General features: G+C 36.5%; 18 protein-coding genes. 2 read left to right on the forward strand and 16 right to left on the reverse strand.

Annotation, left to right across the window (positions count from 1 at the left end):
- Positions 1-5: 5 nt before the first annotated feature.
- From KJS36_RS00180 to KJS36_RS00230, 11 genes are all read right to left on the reverse strand, one after another.
- Positions 6-1,058, reverse strand: coding sequence for a glycerate kinase family protein (locus KJS36_RS00180; RefSeq protein WP_213533077.1), 1,053 nt, complete (start codon positions 1,056-1,058; stop codon positions 6-8).
- An 80-nt stretch (positions 1,059-1,138) separates the two neighbouring features.
- The gene (locus KJS36_RS00185; protein WP_213533079.1) at positions 1,139-1,492 is read right to left on the reverse strand and encodes an iron-sulfur cluster biosynthesis family protein; all 354 of its coding nucleotides are present in this window, start codon (positions 1,490-1,492) and stop codon (positions 1,139-1,141) included.
- A gap of 237 nt (positions 1,493-1,729) precedes the next feature.
- Positions 1,730-1,960, reverse strand: coding sequence for an exodeoxyribonuclease VII small subunit (locus KJS36_RS00190; protein ID WP_213533215.1), 231 nt, complete (start codon positions 1,958-1,960; stop codon positions 1,730-1,732).
- A gap of 45 nt (positions 1,961-2,005) precedes the next feature.
- Positions 2,006-3,262, reverse strand: a complete 1,257-nt coding sequence (gene xseA / locus KJS36_RS00195) for an exodeoxyribonuclease VII large subunit (protein ID WP_213533081.1) — start codon at positions 3,260-3,262, stop codon at positions 2,006-2,008.
- On the reverse strand, positions 3,262-3,672 hold the full coding sequence (locus KJS36_RS00200; protein WP_213533083.1) for a hypothetical protein: 411 nt from the start codon (positions 3,670-3,672) through the stop codon (positions 3,262-3,264). Before KJS36_RS00200 ends, xseA begins: the two co-directional genes overlap by 1 nt.
- A 3-nt stretch (positions 3,673-3,675) precedes the next feature.
- On the reverse strand, positions 3,676-4,545 hold the full coding sequence (locus KJS36_RS00205; protein ID WP_213533085.1) for a bifunctional methylenetetrahydrofolate dehydrogenase/methenyltetrahydrofolate cyclohydrolase: 870 nt from the start codon (positions 4,543-4,545) through the stop codon (positions 3,676-3,678).
- 95 nt (positions 4,546-4,640) lie between these two features.
- Positions 4,641-5,066: a transcriptional regulator Spx gene (gene spx, locus KJS36_RS00210; protein WP_213533087.1), complete on the reverse strand. Its 426-nt coding sequence runs from the start codon at positions 5,064-5,066 to the stop codon at positions 4,641-4,643.
- Positions 5,067-5,237: 171 nt separating this feature from the next.
- Positions 5,238-6,347, reverse strand: coding sequence for an alanine racemase (gene alr, locus KJS36_RS00215; protein ID WP_213533090.1), 1,110 nt, complete (start codon positions 6,345-6,347; stop codon positions 5,238-5,240).
- 97 nt (positions 6,348-6,444) lie between these two features.
- Positions 6,445-6,804, reverse strand: coding sequence for a holo-ACP synthase (gene acpS, locus KJS36_RS00220; protein ID WP_213533092.1), 360 nt, complete (start codon positions 6,802-6,804; stop codon positions 6,445-6,447).
- Between the two features lie 2 nt (positions 6,805-6,806).
- Positions 6,807-8,231, reverse strand: a complete 1,425-nt coding sequence (gene pepV / locus KJS36_RS00225; RefSeq protein ID WP_213533094.1) for a dipeptidase PepV — start codon at positions 8,229-8,231, stop codon at positions 6,807-6,809.
- A gap of 84 nt (positions 8,232-8,315) precedes the next feature.
- On the reverse strand, positions 8,316-8,945 hold the full coding sequence (locus tag KJS36_RS00230) for an NAD(P)H-dependent oxidoreductase (protein WP_213533096.1): 630 nt from the start codon (positions 8,943-8,945) through the stop codon (positions 8,316-8,318).
- A gap of 55 nt (positions 8,946-9,000) precedes the next feature.
- Here KJS36_RS00230 and KJS36_RS00235 point away from each other — a divergent pair, with 55 nt between their 5' ends.
- The gene (locus tag KJS36_RS00235; RefSeq protein WP_213533098.1) at positions 9,001-9,300 is read left to right on the forward strand and encodes a winged helix-turn-helix transcriptional regulator; all 300 of its coding nucleotides are present in this window, start codon (positions 9,001-9,003) and stop codon (positions 9,298-9,300) included.
- Between the two features lie 9 nt (positions 9,301-9,309).
- Here the strand turns inward: KJS36_RS00235 and mutY are convergent, their stop codons facing one another.
- The 5 genes from mutY to mnmA all read right to left on the reverse strand — a co-directional run bounded on the left by mutY (position 9,310) and on the right by mnmA (position 15,498).
- Positions 9,310-10,377, reverse strand: a complete 1,068-nt coding sequence (gene mutY, locus KJS36_RS00240) for an A/G-specific adenine glycosylase (RefSeq protein ID WP_213533217.1) — start codon at positions 10,375-10,377, stop codon at positions 9,310-9,312.
- Positions 10,378-10,422: 45 nt separating this feature from the next.
- Positions 10,423-12,201: an excinuclease ABC subunit UvrC gene (gene uvrC, locus KJS36_RS00245; RefSeq protein WP_213533100.1), complete on the reverse strand. Its 1,779-nt coding sequence runs from the start codon at positions 12,199-12,201 to the stop codon at positions 10,423-10,425.
- 92 nt (positions 12,202-12,293) lie between these two features.
- Entirely contained in the window at positions 12,294-13,523 is a 1,230-nt protein-coding gene (gene rpsA, locus KJS36_RS00250) for a 30S ribosomal protein S1 (RefSeq protein ID WP_213533102.1), read from the reverse strand.
- Positions 13,524-13,717: 194 nt separating this feature from the next.
- Positions 13,718-14,263: a hypothetical protein gene (locus tag KJS36_RS00255; RefSeq protein ID WP_213533104.1), complete on the reverse strand. Its 546-nt coding sequence runs from the start codon at positions 14,261-14,263 to the stop codon at positions 13,718-13,720.
- Positions 14,264-14,376: 113 nt separating this feature from the next.
- A complete protein-coding gene (gene mnmA, locus KJS36_RS00260) occupies positions 14,377-15,498 on the reverse strand; it encodes a tRNA 2-thiouridine(34) synthase MnmA (protein WP_213533106.1) in 1,122 nt (373 codons plus the stop codon).
- Between the two features lie 227 nt (positions 15,499-15,725).
- Here mnmA and KJS36_RS00265 point away from each other — a divergent pair, with 227 nt between their 5' ends.
- Positions 15,726-16,496, forward strand: coding sequence for a DUF4931 domain-containing protein (locus KJS36_RS00265; protein ID WP_213533108.1), 771 nt, complete (start codon positions 15,726-15,728; stop codon positions 16,494-16,496).
- Positions 16,497-16,523 lie beyond the last annotated feature (27 nt).

Genomic DNA, 16,523 nt, shown 5'->3' on the forward strand with positions numbered 1-16,523 from the left:
TTGGCTTAATGTTGCCAAGTTTTTATGACGTTTTTTGCTAATTTTTCGATATTGTTCAGTGTTCTTTGTTTTTCCATAGCTTCTTTAAGCGAAAGAACGCTCTGCTGGATTGAAAAACTTGCTAGAAGCACGTCGTTCATTTTTCCTAGTTCTTCACCTAGTCCGCCACAAAAAGCAATCGTTGGTACATTGTATTTCGTGGCTAGTTCTGCCATGCCAAACGGCACTTTCCCATTTGCCGTTTGAAAATCCATATGTCCTTCACCCGTAATGACGAGATTTGCTTTTTTTATTTCATCTTCGATATTTAAGAGTTGCGCAATTTTAGAAAATCCTGGTTCAATCTTGCCTCCGAGAAGTACAATCGCTGCACCTAATCCTCCAGCTGCACCAGTTCCGGGGATATTTTGCAGGTCAATTTTATATTTTTCCTTGACAAATTGTGCTATTTTTTGTGCTTCTTTATCTTGCTGCGCTAAGATTTCATCTGTTCCGCCTTTTTGCTTGCCAAAGACTTTGGCGTAGCCATTTTCGCCTGCATAAACGTTCGTAACATCGGCAAGAGCTGTGAGATTGATATTTTTGAGCAATGGCAATTTTTCAACAGAACCACCCAAGCCTTTTAAAATTCCTAAACCACCGTCAGATGTTCCTGTTCCTCCAAGACTTAGGACAATTTCACGCGCCCCACGTTTTTGTGCGTCTAGGAAAAGTTCGGCAAGTCCGCGTGTTGTTGCTTCTTGAATAGTTTGTGCGTTTGGTATGATTTTATCAATACCGACAACACTTGTTGCTTCAATCACTGCAATATTTTCTGGTAACATCAAGTATTCCGCCGTTATCGGACATTCTAGTAAATCGACCGTTGCGACAGCTATCCGTTTCCCATCAAGTCCATTTTCTAATGCTGCAATCGTTCCCTCGCCACCGTCAGCGATTGCAAATGTTTTGACTTCACAATCAGGGGCAACTGACAAAATTCCTGTTTTTACTGCTTCGTTCAATTCGCTTGAACTTGCTGAACCTTTGTATGAGTCAATCGCTACTACTATTTTCATTGTTTTCATCATTCTATTTTAACATTTTATTTTTTTGACGATTCTGTCAAAAAAAGAGCCAGCAAAACTAGCTCCCTCATTTATTTCGTCCGATAATCAACGATTTCAGCGTTTGGCGAAAGTTGTCCGCCAGCGCCCATAATCTCTATCAAACCTGTTGAAGTGCGTCGCATAGACATATCTTCGTCCAAGAAACGTTTGCCCCATTCTTTGCAATAAACGGTGCCAAGCGCTGTTGAAATTTGTCCATCAAAGAGCTCAGGTACTTTTCCTTTATCAAGCGCAACCAGACGCAAGCGGTCAACAATCGCACAAGCATCCGCGGCTACATCATCAGACAAACTATAGTCATAGTCCAACACAAAATCTGCTGGCTTGTTTTCTGTTAAATCTGTCAATTTATTTTTGACAGTTTCGTCAAATTTTAATTCCATAGTATCTCCTCACTTCCTAGTTTTATTATAGCTCATCTCACATTCAAAAGGTAGAGAAATGCTTAGAAAATTAAACTAAAATGAGAAAATTTATTATCAATTCTCATAAAAATAAAAATCTAATTTTACCAGCACTATTTTTTAATTTTTTCAGTCATTATATTTTTTGACAGAACTGTCAAAAGCAAAAAAGTCGCTATTATTTTTTTGACAGAACTGTCAAAAATAAAAAAGAGCTTATTCGCCCTCTTTCATCACTTTTTCTTCACCATTTTCGCCAACAACTGTCACCAAAGTTTTCTCAGCATCAGTCAGTGTTTTTTTCAATTTTTCCGAAAGTTGCATTCCTCGTTGAAACTCAGAAATCGCATCTTCCAACGCCACATCGCCATTTTCCAACTTTTTGACAATCAGCTCAAGTTCTCCTAAATTATCTTCAAACTTCGCTTCATCTTTTTTATTTACCATCATTTAATCTCACGCAATATCCACGAAAAATATTGCTTCCTTTCATTATTTGATTTCAGCACTCACTTTGCCATCACCAAGTTCAAGTGCTATAAGTTCTCCGGTCTCAACATCTTTGACACTCTTGACAATCTTGCCATCAGACTTTGTCACAATCGCAAACCCACGCGCTTTTATCTTAGATATGTCAAGCAAAAGAAGCGATTGATAGAGATTATCCACACGATTTCTACGATTTTCAACAATTTTAGCAAAAGCAGGCAATAGTTTATCACTCGCCAACTCATAACGATGTTCATTTTGCCCCAACTTTTGCTCTGTCAAACTTGACAATCTCTCCGTCAAATAATCCACTTTCTGAACAAAGCCATCATAAAGACGCTCAGGTTGTCTGAAAATTACAGAATGAGATAATTTATCCACGCGTTCTTGAAAATTTACTATTACATTCGATAAAGCTCGCTGCTGTCGCACTTCTTGTTCACCCAACCAAGCCAGCAAATCTGCCTTAGTATTCGGTGTTGCAAAAGTTGCCGCTGCTGTTGGTGTTGCTGCTCGCACATCTGCCACAAAATCCGCCAGTGTCGTATCCGTTTCATGACCGACCGATGAAATGACCGGCACCTGCGAATTATAAATCGCCCGTACCACCGCTTCCTCATTGAAACTCCACAAATCCTCAATCGAACCACCCCCGCGACCAATAATCAGCAAATCTATATCTTCTCGACGATTAACCTCCTCAATCCTTGCCACCAACTGCTCCACAGAACCAGGGCCAGAAACCTTAGAAGCAAAAAGCACCACATCACTTAGTGGAAAACGTTTATCCACCGTTGTGATAATATCATGAATTACTGCACCCGAACTCGCCGTAATCACAGCAATCCGCTTTGAAAACTGAGGAATCGCCTGTTTATGATTTTCTGCAAATAATCCCTCCGCTGTCAAACGTTTTTTCAGTTCTTCCAATCGCAAAGCAAGTTCACCAACACCATCAGGAATAATTTTTTCAACCGTAAACGTTACTTGATTACGCTTATCATTCAGCGATACTCGCCCAATACACAACACTTTCAAAGTATTTTCAAAAGTAAAATTGAGCTGCTGAAAATCTCGTGTTGGCATCTGCGCACCAATCGTCGCTTTCTCATCTTTCAAAGAAAAATACTGATAAAAATACTGTCCCTGTCGAAAATTTGACACTTCTCCCTGCAAATAAACCCGCTCCAGATAAGGATCTCGGTCAAATTTTGCTTTCAAATATTTTGTCAAAGTTGATACAGTTAAATATTCTGCCATTACATTCCTCCACTACCATAAATCCCTATATATACCATAAAAGCAATAAACAAAAGATAGACTCCTGTTGCTAACCATGTGACAATAATTGCACCACATTGAAAAGTCGTCAATTTTTTAAAACTCCTCACAAAGCTGAAAAGTAGCAAAAGTCCAGGTAATGCATAAACACCATAGAGTGACATCAGCATAACTCCGCCAGTAGCAAGAGAGATTATACTAGGAACTTTTGAAAAATGACCAAAAACAACCATAAAAAAAGTAACAGGCATCAATAAAAATAAGATTGTCATCCCGTAACAAATCCATAAACTTGTTTTTTGATACCACTTTAAACTTGCAAAGTCTTTCTTAAAAGCAAAGAATAATAACACTCCTGGAAGCAAGAATAGCACCAGAAATTCTATCATTGCTTATTTCCTTCTATCATCCGTCATATTATTTATAGATTTCATACAAGCCTCGACTGTCTGTTCCATGAGCATCGTAATCGTCATCGGACCAACTCCACCAGGCACGGGAGTAATCAGACTTGCAACTTCTGACACCTCATCAAATTTTACATCGCCACATAATTTACCATTTTCATCTCGGTTCATACCAACATCAATCACCACAGCACCCGATTTAATAAAATCAGCCGTCACAAAATTGGCACGACCAATCGCCACAACCAAAACATCTGCCTCTTTTGTCAATGTTGCCAAATTTTCAGTCTTAGAGTGCGCAATCGTAACCGTCGCATTTTCAGCTAATAACATCATTGCCATAGGTTTTCCAACAATATTACTTCGGCCAACAACCACCGCACGTTTTCCCGATAGCTCTACATTATAAGCGCGCAACATTTCCACAATTCCGGCTGGAGTACTTGGTACCATTGCAGGATTTCCTGCCATAAGCCGTCCCATATTATAACTATGAAATCCATCCACATCTTTTTTCGGGTCAATCGCGTGCAAAATACGACCTTCATTGATATGGTTAGGTAATGGTAGTTGTACCAAAATTCCATGCCAATTATCGTCTTTATTGTATTTTTCAATTACGTTTAGTAATTCTTGCTCAGAAACATTTTCTGCTAAACGCAACGTTTCACTCCGAATACCAATTTTATCCGCCACACGTGCTTTATTGCGCACATAAATCTGGCTAGCATTATCTTCGCCCACCAAAATGACCAATAAACCCGGTACAATTCCTTGACTTTGTAATCTTGCAACTTTTAGTTTTAAATCCGCTTGCATTTTTTCTGCAAGCATTTTTCCATCAATAATTGTCATATAAAACATTATAGCATATCTCAGCTATTCAATCCACGTCCCACTTCTCTATTTGAATAATAAAAAATGGTGATTTTAACCATCACCATCTACTGTTATCCTAATTTTTGACGTTCCAAATCATATCGTCTTACATTTTCTGTCGCATTTTTCATTTCAACTTCACGTATCTGTCTTGGTAAGAATTTTCTAATATCATCTTCATTATACCCTACCTGAAGACGACGCTCATCCAAAATTAATGGACGACGCAAGAGTGTTCGATTTTCTTGAATAAGTTGAATCAATTCATTAACAGAAATATTATCAAAATCAATATTCAGTCTTTGATAAGCACGGCTCCGACGAGATATAATTTCTTCTGTTCCATTTTCAGTTAATGAGAGAATTTTAAGAAAATCTTCTCTAGTAATATTATCAGAGATTAAATTCACTTCTTCAAACTCCAAGTTACGTGCACTCAGCCAATCTTTGGCTTTTTTACAAGAGCTGCAAGATATCACGGTATAAATTTTAATCATGGTATTTCCTCACTTGTTTTTAATTTTTCTAATCTTTTTCTCATTTACTCCATGTTTATATTATAACATCATTAGAAAAAATGTAAAGGTTTTTCTTGAAGAAATTTCAAATTTTAAGCTATTTGTAATCAAATGAAAAAGCCTGTTCAAGTTACAGACTTTTTCATTTTATTATTTATATTCCCGATATATCCTATCTGACAATAAACACAGTACCTCATAATTTATTGTATTGCGCCATTTAGCAATATCTTGGGCTGTAATTTCTTTTTCTCCATCCCGCCCAATCAACGTGACCGTTGTTCCTAAAGGATATGAGTGAGGCAATTTTATTGTAATCTGGTCCATTGACACGCGACCAATTATCTCACAAAATTCTCCATCAACAAGTACATGAAAGCCTTGCATCTCGCGCGTCCAACCATCTGCATAGCCAATAGACACTGTTCCAACATAAGTATCCTCTGTTGCTTCAAAAGTTGCCCCGTAGCCTACTGTATCGCCCGCATGAATTACTTTAATGTGTGTTAACTCTGATTTTAAAGTAAAAGCAGCTTCCAAATCAAAAGGTAAGTCTAAAGTCTGCCCACTAGGGTTCAAGCCATACATTGCTACACCCAAACGTTCTAAATCTTGAACTTGTTCTCTATGCCAAAGCCCCGCAGCAGAATTTGTCGAATGTACATATTTCGGACGGCGTATAAGCTGACTTACAATTTTATCAAAATTGAGCTTTTGCTCATTAAACTTCCTTTGATTAGGCTCATCAGCTGTTGCAAAGTGTGTAAAAATCCCATCAACATCTATTCCATACTTATCTGCCAATTCAATCATCTGATTGGCTTCCGTCGCATCTCTCACACCAATCCGTCCCATGCCAGAATCTACAGCAATATGAATTTTTAATCCAACAAGTACATCTTTTTTATCTTGAGCAACAATCAACTTCAACCATTCCAAACTAGGAGCAGTCAATGTAATGTTCAAACTTCGCGCAATATCTGCATTGTCAGGAACAATACCAGATAAAATTAAAATAGGCTTCGTTATTAAATGATTGCGCAATTCAATCGCTTCATCAAGATTTGAAACACAAAAACCATCAACAAGCTCATAAATGCTCTGAGCAACTGGAACAGCTCCATGTCCATAAGCATTTGCCTTAACTACTCCCCAAAGCTCTGGAGTTTCTCCAATATGCTCACGAAATTTCTGAACATTATTTTTTATAGCAGACAAATCAATAATAGCTGGAGTATGTCTATGTGGAGAAGATTTCATAATTTAGTACAAGAGAAAATAAATTTTCTCTATCCTTCCTATTTTTCTAATGTTTTGCCCCTATTTTCACATAAAAATAGGGGCAAAACAAACATTTTTAATTTTTTTCTAAAACGACAAAGGCAATAGCTTCTAGTTTACTATGAGAAATTGACAAATGAGCAGCACCAATAAAGGGAGACTTTACAAAATAAGGTTTTCCTAACTCATCATTTGCCACTTCTAAATCGTGCATTGACAACTTTTTCCCGAAACCTGTCCCATAAGCTTTAGCAAAAGCTTCTTTTGCCGCCCAACGTCCAGCAAGAAATTCAACTTTACGATGTTCAGAAGAAAGATTGAGAAATTTTTCTTCTTCATTCTTTGTCAACACTTGATTCGCAAAAGCTGGTCTTCTTACCAAAGCCTGTTGAATTCTTGTAAGTTCAACATTATCAACACCATTTCCAAAAATCATTATTATTTTGCCAATTCATAAATAGCTTCAGCATAAATCGCTGCTGATTTAAAGAGAGCATCAAGTGGTTTAAACTCATTGGCTTGGTGCATCGTATCCGTTTCTCCTTCAAACATCGCACCATAAGCAACGCCGCGTTTTAACAAACGTCCAAAAGTTCCACCACCAATAATAGTTTCATAACCTTTTTTACCTGTATATTTTTCATACACACTAAGCAAAGTTTGTACCAAAGGGTCTTCGCCAGGTACATAGTGAGGTGTATGTAAATGTTCTGACACAGTGACCTCAGTCACACCTGTAAGTTTGCCCAAAATTTCTTGCATCCGTTCTACAGTGTTTCCTTGAGGGAAGCGGAAATTCAACGCAATCGTTGCATCTTTTCCTTCTTCAAAGTTCCAAATACCGGCATTCATTGATGTATTTCCCATAAGTTCATCTACATAAGCAATCCCAAGTTTTTCTCCTTCATGATCTTCAAGGAGTACATTTCCACCGATTGAAAGAAAAGCACTTGCACCTGCTGTAAAATTAAACTGAGTCAAAAACAAAGCGAGATAAGTTGCAGCATTTACACCTTTTTCAGGCATTGCTCCATGCGCTCCCTTACCATGCAAGACAATCGTAAATTTATGATTATTTTCTGTTACTTCAAAATGTAGAGCTTTAGACTTATAAGAAGCAACAAAATCTTCCAAAGCTTCTGTCAATGGAGAAAGTTTCAATCCTTTACCAGAGATAACCGCCGTAGCAACCTCCGGAACCATATTTTCACGTAAACCACTCTTAAAACTATTTAGAACAACATCGCCATCATTTTTTCCATCAAAATGCAGATATTCTGTGATATTTCCTTTTTCGCCATTGATAATCGGGAATTCAGCATCAGGAGAAAAACCAAAGTCAGGTTCAGGCAATCCAACATGCGCAAAATAATATTCCATATCGCCCCAACCAGATTCTTCATCTGTTCCTACGATAAAACGAATTTTTTTAGAAAGAGGAACATTTAACTCTTTCAAAATTTTCAAGCCATAGTAGCAAGCCATCGTTGGACCTTTATCATCTGAAGCACCACGCGCATAAACGTTACCGTCTTTAATCACAGGTTCATAAGGATTAGTATTCCAACCTTCTTGTGCCAAGGCTGGAACAACATCTAAATGTCCAAAAATTCCCAGTACTTCATCTCCATCTCCATATTCAAAATGACCAGCATAGTTATCAACGTTTTTAGTTACATAGCCATCACGTTCAGCTAATTCCAAAAATTTATCTAAAGCTTTACGTGGACCAAAACCAAAAGGATTTTCCTTGTTTGCTTCATCATCATTACGCTCAGAATTTATCTTTAAAAGTGTAAATAAATCTGCTAATAAATCGTCTTTTCTTTTTTCTACTTCAGCTGTAAAATCAATGTTTGTCATCTCTTTCTCCTCTTTCTTAATCTTTTTCATTATAGCATTTTTAGCATAGATTTGCTATTTCTCTTAATTTTACAAGCTGAAGTTTCAAATAATTTTTAATAGTTCACTTAACTTTTTTCTTGTTTTAGGACGCTTAGGAGTATTTTTACGATATCCAAAAGCTACTGCAACAGTCAATCGTTCTTTTTCTGAATTAAGAACTCCTTCTTTTTCCAAAATAGAAGTAATTTCTTTTGTATTAAATCCTTCCATGATACAGCTATCAACTTCTAATTGTCCCGCAGCAAAAACCATCTGTCCTACAGAAAGCATCACTTGTCGTTCCAGCCAAGCACTTTCATCAATTTGCAGAAATTCATTATGAAGTCGTTTAAAATTTTTCTGCCATTTTTTAAATAAAATATCATCATAACCATGCACATCTTCTTGTAAATGTTTAAAGTAGTTCTCATCAAATTTCAATGCAGTAAAAAAAATAAATTTATCTGCTGTTAAAAGTTGTTTTGTCATTCCGGGGGAAAAAGTGGATAATTTTTCTCGTAATTTCTCAGAATCTATTTGAATGATTTTCCAAGGTTCTAGCCCATTTGATGATGGTGCTAAACGTGCAATTTCTAATAAATCTTGCCATTTTTCATTAGAAATCTTTTTTTCTGTGTCAAAATCACGAATAGCACGTGATTTTTGTTGATTTTCTAGTAATTTACTTTCCATAATGTTATACTAGCAGAAAATAAAAAATTAAAAAAGTAGGGAAATAAAAGTAACCATGCAAAAAATTTGTCCAGCTCGTCCTGTTCTTGATTTACTGAAAGGAAAATATGTGATTGAAATCCTATCTGAAATTTTAGCCGATAATAATCATTTTGGTAGTCTTTTACACAATATTCCAACTATCAACTCACGTATTCTCTCAAAACGCCTACGTGAATTTGAACAAGAAGGACTGCTTGAACGTGTGATTTTAAAAGCAAATCCTCCAATGAGCATTGAATATCAACTGACAGAAAAAGGATTGGCTTTACGTAAAGTTATAGAGGCTATGAAAAATTGGCAAGAAAATTATTAAAAAGGCACATTATGCCTTTTTAATTAAGTCAAACATTTTTAGTTGTGGCTTGGGAAAAACAGTTGTTTTAAAATCTTCTTTTGAAATCCATTCTTGCTTGCTCAGAGGTGCTACTTCTTGCACAATATCTGTCGCTAATTGGCATTTAATTACTGTTACATACCATTTTAGATGTGAAAAAACGTGTGTGATTTCTCCAACAACTTCTGTTTTAACTACTTGCTGTCGTAATTCCGCTGGAATCTGAACTTTGTTTTCTTTATCTTCTACTTCTATCATAGGAAAAGTCCACATATTAGCAAGTAATCCCGTTTCTGGTCGTTGTATCATTAGATATTTCCCATTGAGTTCTAAGGCAAATGCTTGATAATAAACAGGTTTTTGTTTTAATTTCTTTGTTTTTACAGGAAAATTTTCTTGTGTCTGATGCTGATATGCGTCACAATATTTTTGGATAGGACATTCTTCACAAAGTGGAGCTTTAGGGGAGCAAATCATAGAACCTAAATCCATCAATGCTTGATTGAAATCTCCTGGTCTGTGTTGCGAAATTAGTAAACGTAATTTTTCATCAAAAATTTTACGTGAACTCGCTTTAGAAATATCATCGTCTAACTCAAACAAACGGCTTGTCACGCGCAATAGATTGCCATCAATCGCAGGTTCAGCAAGATTAAAAGAAATTGACGAAATTGCTGCTGCTGTATATGGGCCAATTCCTTTTAGTGAGAGAATATCTGATAATTGATTGGGAAAAATACTATCAAATGTGCTTACTATTTGTCCAGCTGCTATTTTTAAGTTTCTAGCTCGTGAATAATAGCCTAAACCTTCCCATAATTTTAACAGTTCTTCATCATTTGCTTCTGCCAAAGCTTTCAAATTAGGATATTTTGCTATGAAACGTGAATAATAGGGCATTACAGTTTCTACTTGTGTTTGTTGAGACATTATCTCTGATATCCAAATCATATAAGGATTTTTAGTTTCGCGCCAAGGAAGTGCTTTTTTATTCTTATCATACCAGTTTAGTATATCTTTTTGAAAACTGCTTATTTTATTTTCTGTCAACTCCATATTTTTCATTATAACAAATCTAAAACAAAAATAGGTTCATTGAACCTATTTTTCTTCTGGTGCAAGTTTATTTTTTACTCGCTCAGCAACATCATACGGAACACCTGCTTCGGCAACTTCTTGGATACTTGCTTCTTCAATGGCTTTGACATTTTTAAAAGTCATCAAAAGTTTTTGTTTACGTTTTGGTCCTAAGCCTGCGATACCGTCTAATTTTGAAGAAAAAGTATTTTTTCCGCGAACTTGCCTATGAAAAGTAATCGCAAAACGGTGTACTTCATCTTGAATACGTTGTAAGAGGAAAAATTCTTGTGACGAACGACTCAGTGGCACAACTTCAAGTGGTTCTCCAAAAAGTAATTCACTTGTTTGGTGTTTATCATTTTTTTGCATACCAGCGATGGGAATATCAAGCCCAAGTTCATCAAGAATTGCTTTTGCTGCATGAACTTGTCCTGCTCCTCCATCCATCGCAATCAAGTCTGGTAAAACTGTTCCCTCGCGCATTGCTCGACTATAACGACGCGTAATCACTTCCCGCATAGAAGCATAATCATCTGCTCCGACTACGGTTTTAATTTTGTATTTACGGTAATCTTTTTTTGAGGGCTTTCCATTGATAAAAACAACCATTGCAGAAACTGGTGATGTTCCCATAATATTGGAATTATCGAAACTTTCTATCCTTACTGGTTTAGGAATACCAAGGATTTGTCCCAGATTTTCAACGGCTCCTTGTGTTCTCTCAATAGATTTCTCGGCAAGGTCAAATTTTTGCTGAAGTTGCACTTGAGCATTTTTATTTGCCATGAGGACAAGCTGTTTTTTTTCTCCTCGTGAAGGCTGAAAAACTTTGACTTTGGTAATTGACTCAACAGACTCTTTGTCAATATCACTCGGAATAAAAATTTCTTTGGGAAGTAAATGCTGTTTTTCTTGATAAAACTGTCCAACGTAAGTTAAAAAATCTTCTTCAGCTTCGTTGTAATAGGGAAACATATTGACATCACGTTTAATCAATTTTCCTTGACGAACGAAGAAAACTTGCACACACATCCAGCCTTTATCAACAGCATAGCCAAATATATCTCTATCCTGATTATCAAGATTGCGTACACGTTGTTTAGTACGTAAAATACCAATAGACTTTACAATATCACGGTATTCCGCTGCTTGTTCAAATTCAAGTTTTTCAGCTGCTTTTTGCATTTTCGCGGTCATTTCATCAATGATTTCATGCCCATCTCCTGTGAGAAATTTTGTGATTTCTTTTACCATATCAACATAAACTTGCGGATCCACGTGATTGACAACTGGACAGAGACATTGATGAATATGATAGTAAAAACAAACTCTTTTTTCATGCAAACTGCATTTTCGTAAAGGGAAGATACGGTCAAGTAAATGTTTGATTTCATTGGCTGCGCCGACATCTGGATACGGTCCAAAATAATGTCCACCATCTTTTTTTACTTGACGTGTGATGAGAAGACGAGGATACTTTTCATTTGTAATTTTTATGAAAGGATAAGATTTATCATCTTTGAGCATGATATTATATTTGGGCTTGTATTCTTGAATCATGTTAATTTCAAGAAGTAAAGCTTCAATATTGCTGGCCGTGACGATAAATTCAAAATCAGCAATTTCGCTGACTAAAAGTTCTGTTTTTGTATCATGTGAACCATGAAAATAAGAGCGAACTCTATTTTTAAGATTTTTCGCTTTTCCTACATAAATAATCGTACCATTTTTATCCTTGTGCTGGTAACAGCCTGGACTATCTGGTAATAATTCTAATTTTGCTTTAATTGTAGCATTCATATAAATTATTATAACACAAGAGGATATTTTGTAGTTTCATAATCTATCAAAAAAAGACGCTTATGCGTCTTCTTGAGGATATTTTTTTATTCTTATAAATCGTTAATATCAAAGTCTTCGCCAAGGAAGTCTGCAAGTGAGAAGCCTTCTTGTGTTTCTGGTAATTCGTATGAAGGTTTAGCAGCTTTACGTGGTGCACGTGGTTTACGGTCACGTTTTTCGCCATCATTGTCGTTATTACGACGAGCTGGACGTTCTGGAGCTTCTTCAAGTGCTTTGATAGAAAGGCTGATACGTTCTTCTTCTGGTTTTACATCGAGAACTTTTACGTTCACAACTTGACCAACTTTAAGAACGTCCTTTGGATTCTCAACGCGTTCCCAAGAGATTTGTGAAACGTGGACAAGTCCTTCAACGCCTGGATAAAGTTCAACAAAGGCACCAAAGTCTGTAAGACGTTTAACAGTTCCTTCAACAGTTGAGCCAACTGGTGCTTTTTCTTCAACTTGTTCCCAAGGACCAGCTTGAGTTGCTTTAAGTGAAAGTGAAAGACGTCCAGCTTCTTCATCAAGTTTCAAGATTTTAACTTGTACTTGGTCGCCAGGTTTAACAACGTCTGATGGACGTTTGATGTGGTTGTGGCTCAATTCTGAGACGTGAACCAAACCGTCAATTCCACCAAGGTCGATAAATGCACCAAAGTTTGTCACGCGTGAAACTGTTCCTTCAACGATATCGCCTTCTTGAAGTTGAGCAAACGCTTCTTTACGAGCTTCTAAAGCTTCTGCTTCAACAACTGCACGACGACTAAGGATGAAGCGATTATCTGAAGCGTTAACTTCAATAATCTTAGCTTCGATTTCTTCACCGACAAATTTCTTAGTATCTTTAACAAAGTAAGTGTCAATCATAGATGCAGGGATAAATCCACGTACACCGTTATAATCTACTGAAAGTCCGCCTTTAACGTCTTTAGTAACTTTAACTGTTACGATTTCGCCTTCTTTGCCTTCAAGTGCAGTCCAAGCTTTGCGAGCCTCAAGACGTTTCAATGAGAGAAGGTAAACATTTGCGCCTTCTGCTTCTTTACCAACGATTTGCTTGATAACAAGCAAGTCTAGCACATCCCCAGCCTTAACAAATGTATTGATGTCAGCGTCACGGTCGTTTGTAATTTCGCGAAGTGTAAGGACACCTTCAACACCTGTGCCAACGATAGCAACTTGTGCTTGACCGTTTTCGACAGAAAGGATTTCACCTTTAACGACGTCGCGTACTTTAACGTCTTCAACACTGTTTAGTAATGTTTCAAATTCGTTCATTTGTAAAAAAAATTCCTCCAACAATTTGGCTGATACACAGCCTTAATGAGTATTATATCACAAATTTCAAGGAAGTAAAAGCCTTTTTTCTAGTTTTTTCATAAAAAACTTTTTTAGATCTTATTTTTATGGGAAATACCGAACTTTTAAGTGTTTTTTGTTGTTTTTAAGCTACATTTTGCAAAATGTTTTTATTATTCTCTATAACAAACTTCTTCTTTTACTTTTTCACTTGTTAGTACTGATTGGGCAAGTAGGAGCCGTTCTTTGCTCAAATCACTTGGGTCATATTTTCCTGTGTTATCAATACTTCCGTCTGCTTGCATGATTGGAATAGTTTTTCCTACTGGATAAACGCTAAGAGGAGCTGTATTTATGAAATCTTGCTCAGATTCAGAATTTATCTTTATATATGGTGCGCCTGTCGTGAGCAATCCTCCAATACTTAGATAATAACGTTTGTTATTCGTTAAAAGAAGGTTTCCATCAATGATATATTTTGTTTCTTTCTTTTCTTCGTTGTGCCATTTTCCTTGAATGCTCGAAAAATCACCTCTCATGAGTTGTGCAAGCTCAATATCTTGTATTTCTTTTTGGTTGTATTTTTCTAACTTATGAAATGAATCATAAAATCTAGCTGTGGTTGGTTTTGTCCAGTGTGTAAAAAATAAAATTCCTAAGCAGCTGAGGCTTATAATGACTAAAAATGTATAGAATGTCATGTTTCGATGTTTCTTCATAATTTTACTCTTTCAACAATGTAGTCTATTGATTATAAAAATATTATAACAAAATAATAAAATTATGAGAAACAAAACAAAAATGAACTTCCTAGGGAAATTCATTTTTTATATTATTGATATTGCATGACTTGATTGTTTTTGTAAGCAAAGTCAATCAATGCGCCACCTAAACACTCTTCTTCATCGTAGAAAACGACGGCTTGTCCTGGTGTAATTGCACGAACTGGCTCATCAAACTCAACCGTTACTTTATCATTTTTCACATGAATCGTTACACCTGTATCAGTCTGGCGGTAACGGAATTTTGCTGTGCAGTGCATATCAAATTCTGCTGGCATTTCATGTGTGAAGCTGAGTTGACTGGCTGTTAATTCTGTTGAATAGAGATGCTCATTGTGGAAACCTTGTCCAACGTACAGTGTATTTGTTGTGAGGTCTTTTCCAACGACAAACCAAGGGTCTGATGTTGCTTGTCCGTGTTGTCCGCCAATTCCTAAACCTCCGCGCTGTCCAATAGTATAATACATTAGCCCTGCATGAGTTCCCATCTCGATACCATCAAGAGTCATCATTTTTCCAGGTTGTGCTGGAAGATACTCGCCAAGGAATTTTTTGAAATTGCGCTCGCCAATGAAGCAAATTCCTGTGGAATCTTTTTTCTTAGCTGTTGCAAGTCCTGCGCGCTCGGCGATTTTACGAACTTCTGGTTTTTCAATATTTCCTAAAGGAAACATCGTTTTCTTTAGTTGTGCTTGTGAGAGTTGGCTCAGGAAATAAGTTTGGTCTTTATTTCCATCTGCCCCACGAAGCATATGAACAGTGCCATCTTCATCTGTTGTAACTTGTGCATAATGTCCTGTGGCAACATAATCTGCGCCTAATTCCATAGCATAATCAAGGAAAGCTTTAAATTTGATTTCCTTATTGCACATAACATCTGGATTTGGCGTGCGTCCTGCGCGGTATTCTGCGAGAAAATACTCGAAAACTCTATCCCAATATTCTTTTTCAAAGTTGACAGAATAATAAGGAATTCCAATCTGGTCTGCGACGGCTGCGACATCTTTGTAGTCTTCGGTTGCTGTACAAACACCAAACTCATCCGTGTCATCCCAGTTTTTCATGAAGACGCCAATGACGTCATAACCTTGTTCTTTGAGGAGCAATGCTGTGACGGAGCTATCGACACCGCCTGACATTCCAACGACTACTCTTGTTTTACTATTATCCATTATTTGTTCACCATCTCTTTCTATTTTGATTTGAGAAGACGCTAAAAATTTTTGACAAAACTGTCAAAAAAATAGGCGAATGCTCGGTTACACAAAATATCAGTTGAAGGCTGATTTTTGCTACTTTCAGTTGAAGGCTGAAGCAATAATAGGTAACGTCTTATTATATCAAATTTATTGATTATTTCAAGGTGCTTTTGATTGCTTTTTTGTGTATAATTTATAGTATGATTGAACATACTGATAATCCTTTGATTTTTAATACTGCTGTGAATAAAGTGAAATACGCTAATGCTGGCGAAAATGTGCAACATTGTCCTTTTTGTGATGTAAAAAATTTGTCTGGTATTTTGAGGACAGATGGGAATAAGATTTGGTTAAAGAATAAATTTTCGACGATTGAGAAATCTTTGATGACGGTTATTATTGAGTCTGATGAACATTTGGGAGATATTTCCACTTATTCTCTCGCGGAAAATCGTGATGTCTTTCGTTTTGCTTTTGATTGTTGGGATGAATTGATTTCAAGCGGAGATTATCGTTCTGTCTTGATGTTTAAAAACTTTGGTCCTCATTCTGGTGGAACGTTGCGTCACCCACATTTGCAAGTGGTTGGTCTGGAAGAAACTGACGGTTACGCACATATTTCGCCTGAGAATTTTGAGGGAGTGGAAATTAAGAAAAATGGTATCAACGTTACTTTGTCAACAAAACCAATGATGGGCTTTGTTGAATTTAATGTGATTATTGATGATTTAAAAAAGGTAAATGAGCTGGCGGATGCTGTTCATAGCACCACACATTATTTGCTCAATGACTATATGAATGGTCGGTGTGATTCTTATAATTTATTTTTCTATCATGTAAATGAACGTTATATTTGTAAGGTTGTGCCACGTTTTATTACATCTCCTTATTTTATTGGCTACAAACTTCCTCAGGTCAATCGTTTGGAGACTTTGGAACAAATTGCGGCTGATTTAAGGGAACTGTTGTAAAATTTTGTTGAAACTTGATTTTTCAGT

The sequence above is a fragment of the Lactococcus nasutitermitis genome, from assembly GCF_018403765.1.
Lineage (GTDB): Bacteria > Bacillota > Bacilli > Lactobacillales > Streptococcaceae > Lactococcus > Lactococcus nasutitermitis.

Coding starts and splice junctions, on each gene's coding strand:
- KJS36_RS00180 (WP_213533077.1), bottom strand. CDS start 1,058: ATGAAAATAGTAGTAGCGATTGACTCATACAAAGGTTCAGCAAGTTCA.
- KJS36_RS00185 (WP_213533079.1), bottom strand. CDS start 1,492: ATGGAATTAAAATTTGACGAAACTGTCAAAAATAAATTGACAGATTTA.
- KJS36_RS00190 (WP_213533215.1), bottom strand. CDS start 1,960: ATGGTAAATAAAAAAGATGAAGCGAAGTTTGAAGATAATTTAGGAGAA.
- xseA (WP_213533081.1), bottom strand. CDS start 3,262: ATGGCAGAATATTTAACTGTATCAACTTTGACAAAATATTTGAAAGCA.
- KJS36_RS00200 (WP_213533083.1), bottom strand. CDS start 3,672: ATGATAGAATTTCTGGTGCTATTCTTGCTTCCAGGAGTGTTATTATTC.
- KJS36_RS00205 (WP_213533085.1), bottom strand. CDS start 4,545: ATGACAATTATTGATGGAAAAATGCTTGCAGAAAAAATGCAAGCGGAT.
- spx (WP_213533087.1), bottom strand. CDS start 5,066: ATGATTAAAATTTATACCGTGATATCTTGCAGCTCTTGTAAAAAAGCC.
- alr (WP_213533090.1), bottom strand. CDS start 6,347: ATGAAATCTTCTCCACATAGACATACTCCAGCTATTATTGATTTGTCT.
- acpS (WP_213533092.1), bottom strand. CDS start 6,804: ATGATTTTTGGAAATGGTGTTGATAATGTTGAACTTACAAGAATTCAA.
- pepV (WP_213533094.1), bottom strand. CDS start 8,231: ATGACAAACATTGATTTTACAGCTGAAGTAGAAAAAAGAAAAGACGAT.
- KJS36_RS00230 (WP_213533096.1), bottom strand. CDS start 8,945: ATGGAAAGTAAATTACTAGAAAATCAACAAAAATCACGTGCTATTCGT.
- KJS36_RS00235 (WP_213533098.1), top strand. CDS start 9,001: ATGCAAAAAATTTGTCCAGCTCGTCCTGTTCTTGATTTACTGAAAGGA.
- mutY (WP_213533217.1), bottom strand. CDS start 10,377: ATGGAGTTGACAGAAAATAAAATAAGCAGTTTTCAAAAAGATATACTA.
- uvrC (WP_213533100.1), bottom strand. CDS start 12,201: ATGAATGCTACAATTAAAGCAAAATTAGAATTATTACCAGATAGTCCA.
- rpsA (WP_213533102.1), bottom strand. CDS start 13,523: ATGAACGAATTTGAAACATTACTAAACAGTGTTGAAGACGTTAAAGTA.
- KJS36_RS00255 (WP_213533104.1), bottom strand. CDS start 14,263: ATGAAGAAACATCGAAACATGACATTCTATACATTTTTAGTCATTATA.
- mnmA (WP_213533106.1), bottom strand. CDS start 15,498: ATGGATAATAGTAAAACAAGAGTAGTCGTTGGAATGTCAGGCGGTGTC.
- KJS36_RS00265 (WP_213533108.1), top strand. CDS start 15,726: ATGATTGAACATACTGATAATCCTTTGATTTTTAATACTGCTGTGAAT.